At 71.1% G+C, this 16436-nt stretch carries 21 protein-coding genes; all 21 read left to right on the top strand.

All coding sequences use genetic code 11. The features are described from left to right. Positions 1 to 63: 63 nt before the first annotated feature. The 21 genes from fliD (at position 64) to fliO (ending at position 16431) form a co-directional block, all read left to right on the top strand. On the top strand, positions 64 to 1455 hold the full coding sequence (fliD, locus tag JWR33_RS08635) for a flagellar filament capping protein FliD (RefSeq protein ID WP_297411097.1): 1392 nt from the start codon (positions 64 to 66) through the stop codon (positions 1453 to 1455). Next, the gene (gene fliS / locus JWR33_RS08640) at positions 1452 to 1868 is read left to right on the top strand and encodes a flagellar export chaperone FliS (protein ID WP_297411099.1); all 417 of its coding nucleotides are present in this window, start codon (positions 1452 to 1454) and stop codon (positions 1866 to 1868) included. Before fliD ends, fliS begins: the two co-directional genes overlap by 4 nt. Next, on the top strand, positions 1861 to 2148 hold the full coding sequence (locus tag JWR33_RS08645; protein ID WP_297411100.1) for a hypothetical protein: 288 nt from the start codon (positions 1861 to 1863) through the stop codon (positions 2146 to 2148). The genes fliS and JWR33_RS08645 overlap by 8 nt, the downstream gene beginning before the upstream one ends. Positions 2149 to 2289: 141 nt before the next feature. Then, complete coding sequence (gene flgB / locus JWR33_RS08650; RefSeq protein ID WP_297411102.1) at positions 2290 to 2631, top strand: flagellar basal body rod protein FlgB; 342 nt, start codon at positions 2290 to 2292, stop codon at positions 2629 to 2631. Next, a complete protein-coding gene (locus tag JWR33_RS08655; protein WP_297411103.1) occupies positions 2631 to 3023 on the top strand; it encodes a flagellar basal body rod C-terminal domain-containing protein in 393 nt (130 codons plus the stop codon). Before flgB ends, JWR33_RS08655 begins: the two co-directional genes overlap by 1 nt. After that, positions 3023 to 3325 (top strand): flagellar hook-basal body complex protein FliE, encoded by a 303-nt coding sequence (gene fliE, locus JWR33_RS08660; RefSeq protein WP_297411105.1) that lies wholly within the window; start codon positions 3023 to 3025, stop codon positions 3323 to 3325. Before JWR33_RS08655 ends, fliE begins: the two co-directional genes overlap by 1 nt. Then, positions 3325 to 4944 carry a flagellar basal-body MS-ring/collar protein FliF gene (fliF, locus tag JWR33_RS08665; protein WP_297411107.1) on the top strand — a complete coding sequence of 540 codons (1620 nt, stop codon included), beginning with the start codon at positions 3325 to 3327 and terminating at the stop codon, positions 4942 to 4944. The genes fliE and fliF overlap by 1 nt, the downstream gene beginning before the upstream one ends. After that, positions 4941 to 5954, top strand: a complete 1014-nt coding sequence (gene fliG / locus JWR33_RS08670) for a flagellar motor switch protein FliG (protein ID WP_366073971.1) — start codon at positions 4941 to 4943, stop codon at positions 5952 to 5954. Before fliF ends, fliG begins: the two co-directional genes overlap by 4 nt. After that, positions 5944 to 6537, top strand: a complete 594-nt coding sequence (locus JWR33_RS08675) for a FliH/SctL family protein (protein WP_297411109.1) — start codon at positions 5944 to 5946, stop codon at positions 6535 to 6537. Before fliG ends, JWR33_RS08675 begins: the two co-directional genes overlap by 11 nt. Beyond that, entirely contained in the window at positions 6534 to 7865 is a 1332-nt protein-coding gene (locus JWR33_RS08680) for a FliI/YscN family ATPase (protein ID WP_297411111.1), read from the top strand. Before JWR33_RS08675 ends, JWR33_RS08680 begins: the two co-directional genes overlap by 4 nt. After that, positions 7858 to 8289: a flagellar FliJ family protein gene (locus JWR33_RS08685; RefSeq protein WP_297411113.1), complete on the top strand. Its 432-nt coding sequence runs from the start codon at positions 7858 to 7860 to the stop codon at positions 8287 to 8289. The genes JWR33_RS08680 and JWR33_RS08685 overlap by 8 nt, the downstream gene beginning before the upstream one ends. Then, positions 8286 to 9038, top strand: a complete 753-nt coding sequence (locus tag JWR33_RS08690; protein ID WP_297411114.1) for a C40 family peptidase — start codon at positions 8286 to 8288, stop codon at positions 9036 to 9038. Before JWR33_RS08685 ends, JWR33_RS08690 begins: the two co-directional genes overlap by 4 nt. Further along, the gene (locus JWR33_RS08695; RefSeq protein ID WP_297411116.1) at positions 9035 to 10420 is read left to right on the top strand and encodes a flagellar hook-length control protein FliK; all 1386 of its coding nucleotides are present in this window, start codon (positions 9035 to 9037) and stop codon (positions 10418 to 10420) included. Before JWR33_RS08690 ends, JWR33_RS08695 begins: the two co-directional genes overlap by 4 nt. Positions 10421 to 10435: 15 nt before the next feature. After that, a complete protein-coding gene (locus JWR33_RS08700; RefSeq protein WP_297411118.1) occupies positions 10436 to 10873 on the top strand; it encodes a flagellar hook capping FlgD N-terminal domain-containing protein in 438 nt (145 codons plus the stop codon). 33 nt (positions 10874 to 10906) lie between these two features. Next, positions 10907 to 12082 (top strand): flagellar hook protein FlgE, encoded by a 1176-nt coding sequence (locus tag JWR33_RS08705; RefSeq protein ID WP_297411120.1) that lies wholly within the window; start codon positions 10907 to 10909, stop codon positions 12080 to 12082. 238 nt (positions 12083 to 12320) lie between these two features. Then, positions 12321 to 12611 carry a flagellar FlbD family protein gene (locus JWR33_RS08710; RefSeq protein WP_297411122.1) on the top strand — a complete coding sequence of 97 codons (291 nt, stop codon included), beginning with the start codon at positions 12321 to 12323 and terminating at the stop codon, positions 12609 to 12611. Next, positions 12611 to 13417 carry a MotA/TolQ/ExbB proton channel family protein gene (locus JWR33_RS08715; protein ID WP_297411123.1) on the top strand — a complete coding sequence of 269 codons (807 nt, stop codon included), beginning with the start codon at positions 12611 to 12613 and terminating at the stop codon, positions 13415 to 13417. Before JWR33_RS08710 ends, JWR33_RS08715 begins: the two co-directional genes overlap by 1 nt. Before the next feature lie 4 nt (positions 13418 to 13421). Next, positions 13422 to 14279: a flagellar motor protein MotB gene (locus JWR33_RS08720; RefSeq protein ID WP_297411125.1), complete on the top strand. Its 858-nt coding sequence runs from the start codon at positions 13422 to 13424 to the stop codon at positions 14277 to 14279. 49 nt (positions 14280 to 14328) lie between these two features. Continuing rightward, on the top strand, positions 14329 to 15231 hold the full coding sequence (locus JWR33_RS08725) for a flagellar motor switch protein FliM (RefSeq protein WP_297411126.1): 903 nt from the start codon (positions 14329 to 14331) through the stop codon (positions 15229 to 15231). Continuing rightward, on the top strand, positions 15228 to 15932 hold the full coding sequence (fliN, locus tag JWR33_RS08730) for a flagellar motor switch protein FliN (RefSeq protein WP_297411128.1): 705 nt from the start codon (positions 15228 to 15230) through the stop codon (positions 15930 to 15932). Before JWR33_RS08725 ends, fliN begins: the two co-directional genes overlap by 4 nt. 7 nt (positions 15933 to 15939) lie before the next feature. Beyond that, a complete protein-coding gene (gene fliO, locus JWR33_RS08735) occupies positions 15940 to 16431 on the top strand; it encodes a flagellar biosynthetic protein FliO (protein WP_297411130.1) in 492 nt (163 codons plus the stop codon). Positions 16432 to 16436: the final 5 nt, after the last annotated feature.

The following is a 16436-nucleotide window of genomic DNA, read 5'->3' on the forward strand; positions in this document are numbered from 1 at the left end:
CGGCGCGCGCCTCAGCGCGCGCCGCCGACTCACCGGTTCGTCTGAACCGAGGGAGGGACGATCATGGCAGGGCTCGGCATCGACGGCCTCTCCAGCGGGCTGGACACCACATCCATCATCAACCAGCTGATGTCCCTCGAAGCGCGTCCGCAGACGATGCTCAAGTCGAGTGTCAGCAGGACGACCAGCTTCGCGAACGATCTGCGCGCCCTGAACACCACCGTCGCGGCGATCGCAGCGAAGGCGAAGACCGCCTCGGCGGCCACCTCGCTGGCGGTCTACTCCGCCACCAGCACCGCACCGGGCGTGACCGCATCCGCACGCAACACCTCGATCGCCGGCAGCATCAGCTTCACCGTCGGTGAGAGCGCAGAGCGACAGGTGACGGTGTCCGCGGCGATGGCGGCCTGGCCCTCCACGCCGCCGACTCTCGCTCTCCAGGCGTCGGACGGCACGACGACCGAGGTGACCGCCGCCTCGACGGCCATGCCCGATATCGCGGCGGCGATCAACGCCGCCAACAAGGGGGTCAGCGCGACCGTCGTGAGGGCGGGCACCGACTCCGGCGGCACCAAGCTCTACCGGCTCCAGCTCACCGCCACGGCGAGCGGCGCGGCAAGCGCCTTCACGGCGTACCGGGGCTCCGCCGCGGACGTCGCCGGCGGAACCGCCGTCGACCTCGCGACCGAGTCCGGCGCAGCCATCGTCGGCACCGCCCGTGATGCCTCGGTCACCCTCTGGGGCGACACGAGCGCGGAGCAGACCATCACCTCCTCCACCAACGTCTTCACGGACCTCCTTCCCGGCCTCGATGTCACCGTCACCGCTCCCGAGGAGACGTCGGTCACCCTCACGGTCTCGCAGAATGTCAGCGCCGCGGCGAGCGTCGCGTCGGGGCTGTTCGCGGACGTCGCCGCGCTCTTCAAGACCATCGCGCAGAAGACGGCCGTCACGGTCGCGGGGTCGACCGGATCGTCCTCGACGGTGAAGGGCGGCTCCTTCACGGGCGACTCCACCGTCCGCGCCCTCAAGAACGCGCTGCTCGACGCGGCAACCGGTGCGCTGGACGGCCGCTCGCTCAGCGATATCGGCGTGAAGATCACCCGGGACGGCACCGTCGAATTCGACTCCGCCGTGTTCACGGCAGCGCTGCAGAAGGATCCCGCCGGGACTGCCGCCAGGTTCCAGTCGGTCGCCGCACGCGTCGAGAAGGCCGGCACTGCCGCCGCCGAAGCTCGCACCGGCTACCTCACGACGAAGATCGCCGGCCAGGACAAGACCGTCGCCACCCTCAACGACCAGATCGCCTCATGGGACCTCCGGCTGGCCTCGCGCAAGGCGACCCTGCAGAAGCAGTACGCCGCCCTCGAGACCGCGCTCAGCTCCATGAAGTCGCAGTCGAACTGGCTCGCCTCGCAGATCGGATCCCTGATGTCGACGAACTCCTCCTCATGAACGACTTCGCCGCCGCTCGCGCCCTGTACAACCGGGACGCCGTGCTCTCCGCATCGCCGGCGCGTCTGCTCACGATGCTCTACGACCGGCTGCTCCTCGACCTCCAGCGTGCCGAGACGGCACAGATGCAGCAGGCGTGGGAGCCGGCCGGGCAGAATCTCCTGCACGCCCAGGCGATCGTCGCGCAGCTCGCGGATTCGCTGAAGCCCGAGCTGTGGGAGGGCGGTCCAGGACTGCTCGCCCTGTACTCCTTCGTCACCCGCTCGCTCATCGCGGCCAATGTCGACAAGGACGTCGAGCACACCCGCGAATGCATCGCGCTGCTCGAACCGCTGCGTCAGGCGTGGCATGAGGCCGCCGTCACGGTGTCCTCGGAGTCGCCGGTGCTCGTCGCCGGGCAGGCTCTTGCCTGACGCGACCACCTGGGCGGCCGTGCTCGACGAGTTCGAGCTGCGGCTGGGGGACGTCCGCGCAGGACGGCTCGAGCCGTCCGCGGTGTGGGCTGCCCCCGGGCCCCTTCCGCAACTCCCACCGGATCTCGCCGGGAGGGCCGCTGCGCTGCTCGCCGCCCAGCGCGAGGCGATCGCCGCCCTGGAGGCCGAGTGCGGCCGCGCCGCGGATGAGCTCGCCTCGGTCCGGGATCCGGCCGGGCCCGCACACGAGCGCGCCATCTACTTCGACGCCACCGGCTGAGCACCAGGAAAAGGCACCCCTAAGGGGGGTGAGTGGTAACTGACACGGCTGTAATTCACCGCCGATAGTTGTCACCAGAGCACGGATCGCTCGATCTCGGCCATGGATCGGCCGCCGCCTCCTTCTTCGGGACTGGACGACGTGTTCGATTCACTGACGACCTCTGCCCTCACCACGGCACTCAACGGGCTCTCCGAGCGCCAGCGCGCCATCGCAGACAACATCGCGAACGTGAACACGCCCAACTACCACGCCAAGCGGGTGCAGTTCGAGGATGCCCTGGCCCGGTCGATCGCATCCGGATCCGGTTCAGCGGCCATCTCCACTCAGGAGTCGCTCGAACCCACCCGGCTCGACGGGAACAACGTCAACCTGGACACCGAGACGCTCTCCAACATCGACACGGTCCTGCGCTTCCAGTTCGCGGCACGCGCGGTCGAAGGCGAGTTCATGGCCGCCCGCACGGCGATGAGGACCAGCTGATGACCTTCGACGCCATCGGCATCGCCGGCTCCGCGCTCACCGTGCACCGCAAGTGGCTGGACGCGATCTCCGACAACATCGCCAACGTGAACACCGCGACCGCCACCAGCGGCGCCGCGTTCCAGGAGCGCTACCTGGTGGCACAGGCCGCCACGGGCACCGGTGGCGTGTTCGTCGCGGGCACCTCGCTCGGCAGCGCCGCCGGTCGCCTCGCCTACGACCCCACCAACCCGCTCGCCGACGGCGACGGAATGATCCGCCTGCCCGACATCGACCTGTCGCAGCAGATGAGCAACCTGATCATGGCCCAGCGCGGCTACGAGGCGAACGCCGCCGTCGTCGACCGAGCCAAGACCACCTACGAAGCGGCGCTTCAGATCGGCAGGGGCTGATGCCCATTCCCGCCATCGGGGCGATCTCGAGCGTCGTTCCCACGTTCTCCCTCCCCTCCACCGCGCCGGCGAGCGGTTCCGGCGGAGGCTTCTCCAACATGCTCACCTCCGCGGTCGACAATCTGCAGAACACCCAGAACGCCTCGAACGAGCTCGCCGTCAAGGCGGTGACCGGTGACCTCAGCGACATCCACCAGGCCACCATCGCCGCGACTCGCGCGCAGGTGACGCTGGAGCTCGTTGCCGCGGTGCGCAACAAGGGCGTCGAGGCCTTCAACGACATCATGAGGATGCAGGCCTGATGCCCGCCCAGCTGTCCGACGCCCTCCGCCGCATGCTTGCGGCCGTGCGCGAATTCACCATCGCCCAGCGCACCCTCGCGATCCTCGCGGTGCTCGTCCTCGTGCTCGGCGGGGTCGCCCTCAGCGCCTGGCTGGCCCGGCCCACCTACTCCCCGCTGTTCTCGGGGCTCAGCGGAGAGGACGCGAGCGCGGTCGTCGACCAGCTCGCCGCGGACGGCGTCGAGTACCAGCTCGCCGACGGCGGCAAGACGATCATGGTTCCGGCCGACAAGGTGGACAGTGAGCGCCTCAGTGCAGCCGCCGCCGGCCTGCCCAGCGAGGGCACCGCCGGCTACGCCCTGCTCGACACCATGGGAGTCACGGCCTCCGAGTTCCAGCAGAACGTGACCTACAAGCGGGCCATCGAGGGCGAGCTCGCCAAGACGATCGAGGCCCTGGACGGCGTCAAGACCGCCTCCGTGCAGCTGGCGATCCCCGAGAAGAGCGTCTTCGTCGACGAGGCATCCGACCCGACCGCCTCGGTCTTCCTGGAGACGCAGGGCGGATCGCTCTCCGCGGAGCAGGTGCAGGCCATCGTCCACCTCACCTCCGCCTCGGTGGACGGCCTCAAGGCCGAGAACGTCTCGGTGGTCGACTCGACCGGAGCGCTGCTCTCCGCGGTGGGCACCGGCGCGACGGGCAACGCCGGCCAGCAGGCGAGCGACTACGAGCAGCGCGTTCGGCTGAGCGTGCAGGCGATGCTCGACAAGGTGGTCGGGGCCGGCAACTCCACGGTGGTCGTGGCGGCGGACGTCAGCAACGAGACGGCCCAGCGCGTCGAGGAGAAGTACACGGTTCCCGCGGGCGAACCGGTGCTCAGCGAGTCGAGCACCAGTGAGACCTACGCGGGCGCCGGAGCAGGCTCCGCGACAGGAGTGCTGGGACCCGACAACGTCGCAGTGCCGACGGGCACAGGAACCGACAACTCCTACCTGAACGAGTCAGCCACCAAGAACAACGCCATCGACAAGATCACCGAGACGCGCGACATCCCGGCGGGCGCGGTCGCCCGCCAGACGATCTCGGTCGCGATCAACTCGGACGCGGTCACCGGCATCACGCCGGCCGCGATCAGCAGCCTCGTGTCCGCCGCGGCAGGCATCGACGCCACCCGCGGCGACACGGTGACCGTGCAGGCCGCCTCTTTCTCCACCCAGGCGGCCGACACCGCCGCGAAGGCACTTGCCCAGGCCGCCGCGGCGGAGAGCCAGGAGAGCCTCACCCGGACCATCACGACTGCGGGCACCGTGGCAGCGGCGGTGATCGCGATGATCCTGCTGCTCCTCATCTTCCGGAAGCGCTCCCGCAAGCGCCAGGACGACGGCCCGCTCAATGTGGGGAACCTGCCCGTCACGCCGGATGGCGCGCGCACCCTCGACCCGTCGCGCGCCTGGCCGCTGGCCCCGGGCAGCGTCCCGCCGGCCCTCGGCGACGCGTCCACTCTGCCGCTGAGCCTCGCCCAGCACGAGGTGAGCGAGTTCGAGCGCCTGCAGGCCGACATCAACCAACTGGCGGCGTCGGACCCCGGGAAGACGGCCGACTACCTCCGCGCCCTGATGGATGACCGGGTGGCCGGATGATGGCCACGAAGACGCTGACCGGCACGCAGAAGGCGGCGCTGGTCATCATGAACCTCAGCACCGAGCAGGCCGCCACCGTCATGCGGCAGTTCACCGAGCAGGAGGCCGAGGAGATCGCGGCCGAGATCCTCCGCCTGCGCAACGTCGACCCGCACACCGCGGAGACCGCGATCCGGGAGTTCTCGGAGCGCAGCATCGGGCGCTCGGCCAAGGCCAAGGGCGGCAGGGACTTCGCCGCCGGCCTCCTCGAGGCCTCCTTCGGCGCCGAACGCGCCCAAGGTCTGCTCGAGCGCCTCGACTCGGGCAGTTCGTTCGAGTTCCTGGACGGCGCGGATGCCGTGCAGGTGTCCTCGCTCCTCGATGGCGAGCTGCCGACCACGATCGGCTTCGTGCTCACGCGACTCCGCGGGGACCTCGCGTCGTCCGTGCTGTCCCGGCTCTCGCCTGCTGTGCAGGTGGACGTGGCCCAGGCGATCGCCACCATGGGAACCGCGACGCCCGAGGCGGTGAGCATCCTGACGGCCGTGCTCAAGCAGCGCGCTCGCGCCATCGTCCTCCCGCAGGAGAAGGTGCAGATGACGGGCGGACTGCAGCCGCTCGTGGACATCATCAAGCGCTCCGATGCCGCCACCGAGCGCGACCTCCTCGCCGCCCTGGAGGAACGGGACAGCGAGCTCGCCGAGCAGGTCAAGTCGCGCATGCTCGGCTTCAACGACATCGTCACCCTCGAGCAGCGCGACGTCCAGCAGGTGCTGCGCAGCCTCGACCCGGCCATGCTCGCGATCGCGCTGAAGGGGGCGAAGCCGGAGGTCAGCGAGACCATCATGGCGAACATGTCCGAGCGCAACCGCACCCTGCTCGAGGAGGAGACGGCGCTCCTCGGCCGGGTCCTCAAGGGTCAGGTGGACGAGGCGCGGAGCCAGGTGGTCCGTGCCATCCGGGATCTGGAGGCGTCAGGCGCGATCACCGTGCACCGCGCGGCCGAGGAGGAGATCGAGTATGTCGATTGACTTCGCGCCGTTCGCCTACCCGGTGCTGCGCGACGACACCCTCCGCGATGCGGAGGAGCGCGCCCGCGTGCACGGTCACGCCGCAGGCTACGCGGCCGGCCGCCGCGATGCCGCCGAGCTGCTCGCCGCGGAGCGGGAGCACCTGCATCGCGAGCACGAGCACGGGCTCGCGGACGCCCGCCGAGCGCTGGCCGACGCCACGCGAGCCGTGACCCTCGTCGCCGCCCGGCTCGCCGCGCAGACCGCGCCGGTGCTCGCCGATGCCGACCATGCGCTTCTCACCGCCGCCACCCAGCTGGCCGAGGACCTCCTCGGGCAGGAGCTGCGGGAGTCCGCTGCGGGCATGCAACGCATCCGCCAGGTGCTCGCCTCCGTCGAGGACGAGGTCATCCAGGCCGTGCGCCTCTGCCCGTCGGACGCGGCCCTGCTCGCCTCCTCGCCAGCGCCCCTGGTCGTGCACGTGCTGCCCGACTCGCGGCTCTCCCCCGGCGACGCCATCGTCGTGCTGGCAGACGGCATCCTCGACGCGCGCATCGGCGCCGCCCTCCAGCGCGCCCGAGCGGCGCTGGGGGAGGCGCAGTGAGCGCGGGAGTGCTGCATCGCCCCGCGGCTCTCGACGCCCTCCTCGCCGCGGCAGCGCCCGAGCGAGTCGGTCGTGTCGCGGGGATCGCCGGAGTGGGCGTTGAGGTGCGCGGACTTCGCAGTGCGCTCGGCGACGTGCTGCTGCTCGGCGAGCAGGGCTACCGCGCCGAGGTCGTCGCCGTGGACGAGCGGACGATGACCGCCATGCCCATCGACCGACTGGACGGGCTGACCGCGGGAGCCCCGGTGCGCAGCACGCGGGCCAAGATGCTCATTCCCGCAGGCCCAGGACTGCTCGGCCGGGTGCTCGACGCCACCGGTCGCCCCCTGGACGGAAAGGGCCCGCTCCGGGATGTCACGACGGTCTCGATCGAGAACGAGCCGCCCTCGGCGCTGCACCGCGCCCGCGTCGATCGCGCGCTCCCGCTCGGGGTCCGTGTGCTCGACACGATGACGCCCGTGGGCCGCGGCCAGCGCATCGGCCTCTTCGCCGGCTCCGGCGTGGGCAAATCCTCGCTCCTGTCCATGATCGCTCGCGGCACGGACGCCGAGGTCTCGGTGATCGCCCTCATCGGCGAGCGCGGCCGCGAGGTCCGCGAGTTCCTCGAGGACGATCTCGGCGAGGAGGGGCTTCGCCGCTCCGTGGTGATCGTCTCCACCGCGGACGAGCCGGCCTTGATGCGCGTCCGCGCCGCCTTCACCGCGACGCGGATGGCCGAGTCCTTCCGGGAGCGTGGAGCGCACGCGGTGCTCATGATGGACTCCCTGACCCGCGTGGCCATGGCCCAGCGCGAGATCGGCCTCGCGGTCGGCGAGCCGCCGGCCACTCGCGGCTATCCGCCGTCGGTCTTCGGACTGCTGGCGCGCCTGCTCGAGCGGGCCGGGACGGCCGAGGTGGGGTCGGTCACCGGCGTCTACACGGTGCTCGTGGACGGGGACGACCACAACGAGCCGATCGCCGACACCGCGCGCTCGATCCTCGACGGTCATGTCACGCTCGACCGCCGGCTCGCCTCCGCGGGGCACTTCCCGAGCGTCGACGTGCTCGGGTCGGTGTCCCGCGTGGCAGGAAAGGTGACGACGGCCGAGCAGCGTGCCGCGGCGACCATGATCCGCGCGGCCCTGGCCGCGCGCCGCGACGTGCAGGACCTCATCGACGTCGGGGCCTACCAGCGGGGCGCGAGCCCGCTGGTCGACGCCGCAATCGACTTCTCGACCGCCATCACCGGATTCCTTCAGCAGGGCATCGACGAGCCGGCTCCTGCCGGCGCGTCCTGGCAGCGGCTCACCCTGCTGGCCGACGAATTGAGAAGGGTGGCCAGTGGCTGAGTTCAACTTGGCAGGTCTGCTGCGCCTCCGGCGCCGGCAGGAGAACGAGGCGGCCGGCGGCCTGCTGCGCGCCCGCTCGCGGGCATCCGAACTGGCGGCCCAGCGGACCGGGGTGCGCGACGCGCTCCTCGACCAGACTGATGCGCCGGCCTCCATCGAGAGCGTGCACGCCATCTCGGCCGCCCGTGCGTCCACCTCCAGCATGCTCGCCGACCTGCACAGCCTCGAGCGCGAGCAGGGGGCCGAGGTGGATCGGGCCGCGACCTCGCATGCCGCGGCCCGGGCTCGGCGGATCGCGCTGGAGAAGCTCGAGGAGCGGCATGCCGCGGCGCGGGCGACCGAGGTGCTGCGGGCCGAGCAGCTCGTGCTCGACGAGCTCGCCGGACGGCCGCGCCGCCCGCCCTACGGGGAGGACAGCCGGTGAGCGTCGCCGAGGCCATGGCATCCGTGCAGGCCATCCAGACTCGCATCGCGGCGCTCTCGGGAGCGCCCTCCAAGAGCCAGGCCACGACAGGCGGCAGCGCCTCCGCCGCCGTCTTCGCCGACGCCCTGGCGGGCACCACGCACACCTCCCCGGCGCTGCTCGGCGGCGGCACCGTCACCGGCGAGGACGTGGCCGCCGCAGCCCAGAAGTACGTGGGCGTGCCCTACGTGCTCGGCGGCACGACCTCGAGCGGCATCGACTGCTCCGGGCTCGTCCAGCGCACCTTCGCTGACCTGGGCGTCGACGTCCCGCGGCTCGTCCACGAGCAGGAGAAGATCGGCACCGAGGTGCACTCCCTCGCCGAGGCGAAGCCGGGTGATCTGATCGTGATGAACGGCGGCGATCACATCGCCATCTACCTGGGCGACAACACCGTCGTCCATGCTCCCTACGAGGGCCGCGACGTCTCGGTGCAGAGACTGTGGGTGGGCGACGACCAGATCGACACCATCCGCCGCGTGGTTCCGAGCGAGGCCGTCTCGGCTTCGCCGCCGTCGCTTTCCGCGCTGCTCGGGACCTCCGGAAGCGACCCGCTGTCCTCGATCCTCTCGGGGTCGTCCGCAGGCGACTCCCCGTCCTCGCTGTCCTCGCTGTCGTCGCTGATCGGCGGCGCCTCCGGCATGAACGCCTCCACGCTGCAGCAGCTCGTCGCGGCGCGGTCGGCCCTTCTCTCCGGGAGCGTTTCATGATTCCCGCCTCCGCCCCGTCCCGTCCCGTCGACCTGCTCGCGTCCGGTCCCCGCTCTGCCGGCGGCTCGTCGGGGCAGCAGGGCGCGGCGGAGTTCGGCGCCGAGTTCCGGCGCGCTCTCGGCGGAACCCAGCCGGGTGCGCGCGGCGACGCCGGCCGCGACGAGCACGCCGAACCGAGTGGAGCCGTCGCCGCCGGCCAGCGGGCGGACGCGTCCGTCGCCACCGCCGACTCGTCCGCCCTGGCCGTCGACGCCGCGGCTCCGGCAGCGCCCGCGGCATTCCCGTCCTTTCCGGTCGCCGTCATGATGGCGCCGGCTGCTGTGTCGGCTGCGCCCGACGAGGACGCCGATGTCGCGCACGCGACCGTGGCAGCAGGCCCCCCGGCGCCCGACGCGACGTCGACCGTCCCCGCCGCTTCCGCGGCTGTCGCCGCAGCGCTTCCCGCGGCGGCCGGCAGGGTCGCCACCGCCGCGACTCGGGCTCCCGCTGCCTCCCCGGCCACGACGCCCGTCACGCCGGCCCCCGACTCCGCCCCCGGCGAGCTCGCGGGAGGCGCGCCGTTCGCGCCTGCCGCGGCCCCCGCCGCCGTGGGCGGGACTTCCTCGCCGGTGGCGCCCGCCCCCCTGGTCCGCGCCGCTGCCGGGGCGCCGTCGACCGCCCCTGCTGCGGCCACTGCTGATCCCGTCGCCGCCGCTGATCCCGCCGGAGCGGTCGCGCCCGGTGGCGCGCGTCCCGCAGGCGAGCCCGCTGACGATCTGGCGGCCGCGGCCGGAGTGGCCGTCGCGATGCCGGTTCTGGCCGCTGGCCCGCCGTCCGGGCTCGCCGATGCGAGCGTCGCCCCCGCCGCTGCAGTCGCCGATGTCGCTGCCGCTCCCGTCCTACCCTCTGGTGCCGTCGCAAGCCCTGCGATCGCGCCCCAGACGGCTCCGGCCGCACCGGTCGCGGCTCCCGCAGCCCCTGCCCCGGCCCAGCCGGTCGCACCTCCCCTCACCGAGCAGATCGGCCGGCCGATCCTCGACCTGCGCAACGCGGCGCACGGCGAGCACATCGTGACCGTTCGGGTGACGCCGGAGAATCTGGGGCCGGTCACGGTTCGCGCCCACATCACGGGGGAGGGGATCCGCGTCGAGCTCTTCGCTCCCACGGACCAGGCGCGGGAGGCCCTCCGAGCGATCCTGCCGGACCTGCGCCGCGATCTCGCCCAGTCGGGACCCGGCTCCAGCCTCGGTCTCGGCGCGGGCGACGCGGGCGCCGGCGGCTCCCGCGGCGAGCGACGCGAGCAGCCCTCCCCCTTCTTCGTCCCGGTGCGCACTCTGCAGCCGGATTCGCTTCTCCGGCGGCCCCTTCCCGGCCGTGATGCCCTCCTCGATGTGCTGGCCTGACCAGAAAGGACCACGATGACCGTCGATTCCGTCGCAACCACCGGCAGCTCCATGTACACCGCTGCCCCCACCCGCACCCCCAAGCAGGAGTTCGACAGCGACATGTTCATGTCGCTGCTCGTGACCCAGCTGAAGAACCAGGATCCGAGCTCGCCGCTTGACACCAACGAGATGATCGGCCAGACCACGCAGCTCGCCTCCATGGAGCAGCTGACGACGATGACGAGCCTCTCGAAGGACAGCTACGCGCTGCAGCAGAGGATCGCGGCCGCCACCGTGATCGGGGCGAACGTGTCCTACGCCGGCGCGGACGGGGTCCCCATCAGCGGCATCGCGACCGCGGTCTCCTTCAGCGGGAACGAGGCCGTCGTCACCGTCGGCGACAAGACCGTCCCGTTCGCCTCCCTCACGACCATCGCCCAGCCTTCCGCTGCGGCGTCCGCAACCGACTGACCCGCTTCTCAGGTCCAGAAAGGCACTCTGCACATGCTTCGCTCCCTCTACTCCGGCATCTCCGGACTCCGCGCCCATCAGACGATGCTCGACGTGACCGGCAACAACATCGCCAACGTCAACACGACCGCGTTCAAGGCCTCCACGGTCCTCTTCCAGGACACGCTCTCGCAGCTGACGGCAGGAGCCGGCCTCGCGAACGCCGAGACCGGCGGCACCAACCCGTCGCAGGTCGGGCTCGGTGTCCAGGTGGCCGCCATCTCCACCAACCTCACGCAGGGGTCCACCCAGGCCACCGGCCGCAACACCGACATGATGATCTCCGGCGACGGGTACTTCGTCACCAAGAGCGCGGGCGAGACGCTCTTCACCCGCGCCGGCTCGTTCGGCTGGGACTCGCTCGGCCGTCTCACCACCGGCGACGGCGGCCTGCTGCAGGGCTGGTCCGCCGTCAACGGCACCATCTCCACCGGCGGCGTGATCGGCCCGGTCCTGATCCCGCGCGGCACGGTCAGTCCTGCGAAGGGCACCACGTCCGCGGCGGTCTCGGGCAACCTCCCCTCGGACGCGGCGGACGGCACGGTCCTCAACCGCGACGTCCAGGTGTTCGACAACGTCGGCAACGCCCGCACCCTGTCGGTCTCGTTCACCTTCGACCAGGCGACCGGCGCGTGGGCAGCAGCGGCCGATGACGGAACCGACACCGGCACTGCCGGCATCTCGTTCACGGCAGGGGTCAACACGGGCGACGCGACCCTCACGGTGGGCAACGTCACGCTCGACCTCACCGCCATCTCCGGCTTCGCGCAGCTGAAGTCGGTGGGCATCGTGCGGCAGGACGGCCAGCCGGCCGGCTCGCTGCAGACGTTCAACCTCTCCTCGGACGGCACCCTCGTCGGCTCCTTCAGCAACGGCGCCACCGAGCCGCTCGCGCGGCTCGCCCTCGCCACGTTCGTGAACCCGAACGGGCTCGAGAAGGCGGGCTCCTCGTCCTACCGCGCGTCCGTCAACGCGGGCGACCCCAGCTATGGCACGGCTGGCTCCGACGGCTTCGGCAGCCTCTCGGGCGGCTCGCTGGAGATGTCGAACGTTGACCTCTCGCAGGAGTTCACCAGCCTCATCATCGCCCAGCGCGGCTTCCAGGCGAACGCCCGCATCATCACCACCTCAGACGAGGTGCTCCAGGAGCTCACGAACCTCAAGCGCTGAGTCAGGCGACGCATGAGGAGCCGCCCGGAGGGCGGCTCCTCATGCCGCCGAAGTCCCTGTCCCGTCCGGAATCGAGACGATTCCGGCGTTTCTTCCGGATAAGTGCCCACTAAAGGGGTATCGATCCGGACTTTTCGTGCTTACCGCGCGCATTCCGGTGCCGATTGTTACCTCTGTCACAAGCCTTTATCGGCTCCACGGATGGAGCCGGGGCATCTACCCACGGATGGGGGAAGCGATGATTGTGCTGACGCGCCTCAACGAGAGCACGTTCGCCGTCAACCCTGACCTGATCGAACGGATCCAGGCCAGTCCCGACACGTCGATCGTTCTGGTCGACGGAACCACGTTCATCGTGCGGGAGTCGGTGGAGCACGTCATCGACCTGATCGCGGGCTACCGCGCCAAGGTGATCGCGCTCGCTCACTCGCTCAGCAACGACGCAGCCGGGGGCCCGCATCGCGCGCCGCACCTCGGTGTCGTCGAGGGTGACCGCGTCACCACGCGGACCCGCAAGGGAGCCCGCTGATGGATCCCGCCACCCTCATCGGGGTGCTCCTTGCCTTCGGCGCGCTCTTCGCCATGATCGGCATCGAGGGCGCCAGTCCGATGGCGATCCTGCTGCCGGCACCGATGATCCTCGTCTTCGGCGCCACGCTGGCAGTGGGCATCGCCTCTACCACGCTCCCCGACGCCATCCAGGGCTTCAAGGCCCTGCCCAGCGCATTCCTCGGCAAGGTCATGCCGCCGCGCAAGGTCATCGACCAGGTCGTCGAGCTCGCAGAGGTGGCCCGCCGCAACGGACTGCTCGCCCTCGAGCAGGAGGCCGACAAGGTCACCGACCCGTTCCTCAAGCGAGCGCTGCAGAACATCGCCGACGGCGTGGACGCCGACGACCTCCGCATCATGATGGAGGACGAGGCCTCCACCCGGGAGCGCACCGGCCGTGCTGCCGCCAAGTTCTTCAACTCCCTGGGCGGCTACAGCCCCACCATCGGCATCATCGGCACGGTCGTGTCGCTGACCCACGTGCTCGAGAACCTGTCGAACCCCGACACCCTCGGCCACGCCATCGCGGCGGCCTTCGTCGCCACCCTGTGGGGCGTGCTGTCCGCGAACTTCCTCTGGCTGCCCATCGGCGGCCGGCTGGGCAAGCTGGCCGACCTCGACTCGGAGCGGATGACCATTCTCATCGAGGGCATCATGGCCCTTCAGGCGGGCAGCCAGCCGCGCCTGCTCGGTGAGCGCCTGCTCGCCCTCGTGCCCGAGTACCAGCAGGGCAAGCCGGACAAGTCGGCGAAGAAGGCGGAGAACCCCGCCGAGAAGGCCGCGTGACGGGATGAGCGGCCATAGGAGGCGCCGTGGCGGCGGCCACGGCGGAGAATTCCACGTCGACGAGCGCTGGATGGCGTCCTACATGGACATGGTGACGGTGCTGATGTGCCTGTTCATCGTTCTGTATGCGATGTCGAGCGTGGATCAGAACAAGTTCGAGAAGCTCGCCAACTCGCTCGCCACCGGCTTCGGGGCGGAGACCAGCGAGACGGCCGACACCGCGACGGGCGTCGTCGTCCCCGCCGACATGGTGGACCAAGACGGGGAGGGCTTCACGCCGACCCAGCTCGCCCAGCGGCAGGTCGACGAGCTGACCCACGTCAAGAACGCGATCGACACCGCGCTCGCCAAGCGAGGCGTGGACGCCGAGGCGACGGCCGTCATCGATGCGGACGGCCTGACCGTCGGCCTGGTCGGCCACGACACCTTCTTCAACGGCAACAGCGCCGTGCTGCGCATCGCGGCCCGCGCCGTGCTCGGTGCCATCGCCCCGGTGCTGGCGCCGCTCGAGAACGAGATCACCGTCGAGGGCCACGCCGATTCGCGCGGATCGCCCGCCCCCTTCGAGACCGACTGGGACCTGTCCGCCGCCCGATCGACGGCGGTGCTGCGCTACATGGTGGAGAGCGGCAAGGTCCACGGGACCAAGATCTCCTCCGTCTCCTACGGCTCCACCAGGCCAAACAAGCTCATCGCCACCAAGTCCGGCGAGGAGAACCGCCGCGTCGACATCGTGATCCACACGACGTCGTCGGACGAGGTCAACGCGCTGATCCCGGGCCTGGTCAAGGACGCCGAGACGGCCACCACCACGGCGGCCGCAGCACCGGCCGAGACAACCAAAGACACGAAGGAGCACTGACCGGCCAGTCGACCCGGCTGAAGCCCGCCGCTGTCCGATACTCGTCTACGTGACGGTACGGGAGCGGCTGGTCGGCGTGCGCGACAGCACCGACCCCATCGTCGAGCCCTACGACTTCCTGCGTCCCGCCACGCTCGGCCGTGATCAGTCCCGGATGCTGGAACTCGTCTTCGAGACCTTCGCCCGACAGTGGGGCACCCAGCTGACGGCGAAGGTCCGCGTGGTCTCGCACGTCACCTTCCTGTCCTCCCAGCTGCACAGCTACGACGAGTACGTGTCCGGCCTGCCCGAGACCAGCGCGATGGTGCTGCTCGCCCTCGACGGCGTGCCCGCGAGGGGCATTCTGCAGTTCCCGACCTCCGCCGCGCTCGGCTGGATCGGCCGCATGCTCGGCGGCAACGGGAAGACCGAAGCCAGGGAGCGCGGCTTCACCCAGATCGAGCAGGCGCTCGTGCGGCGACTCGCCGAGGACGCCCTCGAGGATCTGCGGTACTCCATGGGGACGCTGCTGCCCATGTCGCTGTCCATCGAGGCGTTCCACTACAACCCACAGTTCGCTCAGGCTGCCGGGACCGGCGACCTCATGGTCGTCACGGCGTTCGAGATCGAGGTGGGAGAGCGCACGACTCCGGCGACCCTCGTCCTGCCGGCCGATGCGCTGCTGCCGCAGCTCGGCGTGGTGGAGACCCAGCAGTCGGCGCACGTCGCGGCCGAGTACCTCCGCGGTCATCTGATCAACGCTCCGGTCGAGCTCTCACTGCGCTTCGACAGCACCCCCGTGGCGCCGAGTGTCGTGCTCGGCCTCGCCGAGGGCGACGTGCTCCGACTCGTCCACCCCCAGCACCGCCCGCTCAGCCTCACCGTGGACGGCGAGGTGGTCGCCAAGGCCGCCGTCGGGTCCCACGGCACCCGGCTGGCGTGCGTGGTCATCGACGCTCAGGAGGCATCGTGAACTTCCCCGCAACCCTCGCCGACTCGTCGGTGGGCGCCCCCGTCGTCGAGGCGCTCGTGCGCCATCTCCCGGGCCCCGCCCTGATGGCCACGCATCACGCGGGCGCCGCCATCCCGGCCGACCGGATGGCGCAGGCCGTGTCCGCGACCTACGTGGGGACCCGATCGGCCGAGATCTCGCTGGTGCTGCTCGACCGCGCCGGCCTCGCCGAGGCCGCGGGCGCCGAGTCCGCCCTCGTCCAGGCATCCGATGTCCTGCGCCCCGCCCTCGAACAGGCGGGCGCGGTCCTCGGCGCCGGCATGCTCGGCGAGATCCGCGAGGGCGACGCGTCGGCGCTGTTCGGGGCGCCGGAGTCGAGCGTCTTCGATCTCGTCGGCGAAGCGGGCCTCGCCGGCTGGTTCGCCGTCTCGGTCCGGTCCGCGCCCCCGCGGAGCGTCCCCGACGCCCACCTCAGCTCGAAGCTCGGCCGGATCAGCAACGTCCAGATGACCCTCGCCGTCGAGATCGGCCGCACCCGGATGTCGGTCCGGGAGCTGCTCGCGATCGAGCCGGGCGCCGTCGTGGAGCTCGACCGCTCCGTCGGCACGCCGGCCGACGTGATGCTCAATGGACGGCTCATCGCCCACGGAGAGATCGTCGTCGTGGACCAGGAGTTCGCAGTGCGGATCACGAAGATCCTCGACACGATCGAACCCGACTAGGCGGCAGATGGACACCGTATTCCTCGCACTGCGGGTGCTCGTCTCACTCGCGGCGGTGCTCGCCGTCATCTGGTTCGCGCACCGGTGGATCACCGGCGGCGCCAAGGCGCGCCCCAAGGGGCGGCACATCACGGTCATCGCCAAGCAGAGCCTCGGCGCGAAGGCGTCGGTCGCGGTCGTCGAGACCGACGGCAAGCGCTTCCTGCTCGGGGTGACCGAGCACGCGGTGACGGTGCTGGACAGCGCGCCGATTCCCCCGGAGCTGGTCGCCGTGCAGACGACCCCCATCCCGGTCGGCTCCTTCCAGCGGGCGCTCGCGGCCGCACGCTCGGCGCCGCAGCCCCCGTCCGTGCGGGAGCCGGTGGCTCTCGAGCCGGCGACCAGACGTGCGGCGCGCGAGGCGCAGGCCGCCCGGACCTCGCGCTCGCCGGTGGCCGGATCCCTCCTGTCCGCGGACACCTGGCGGCAGACAGCCACCGCGTTGCGGCGCGCGCGGTGAGGGCC

The sequence above is a fragment of the Naasia sp. genome, assembly GCF_025465545.1.
Classification (GTDB): Bacteria; Actinomycetota; Actinomycetes; order Actinomycetales; family Microbacteriaceae; genus Naasia.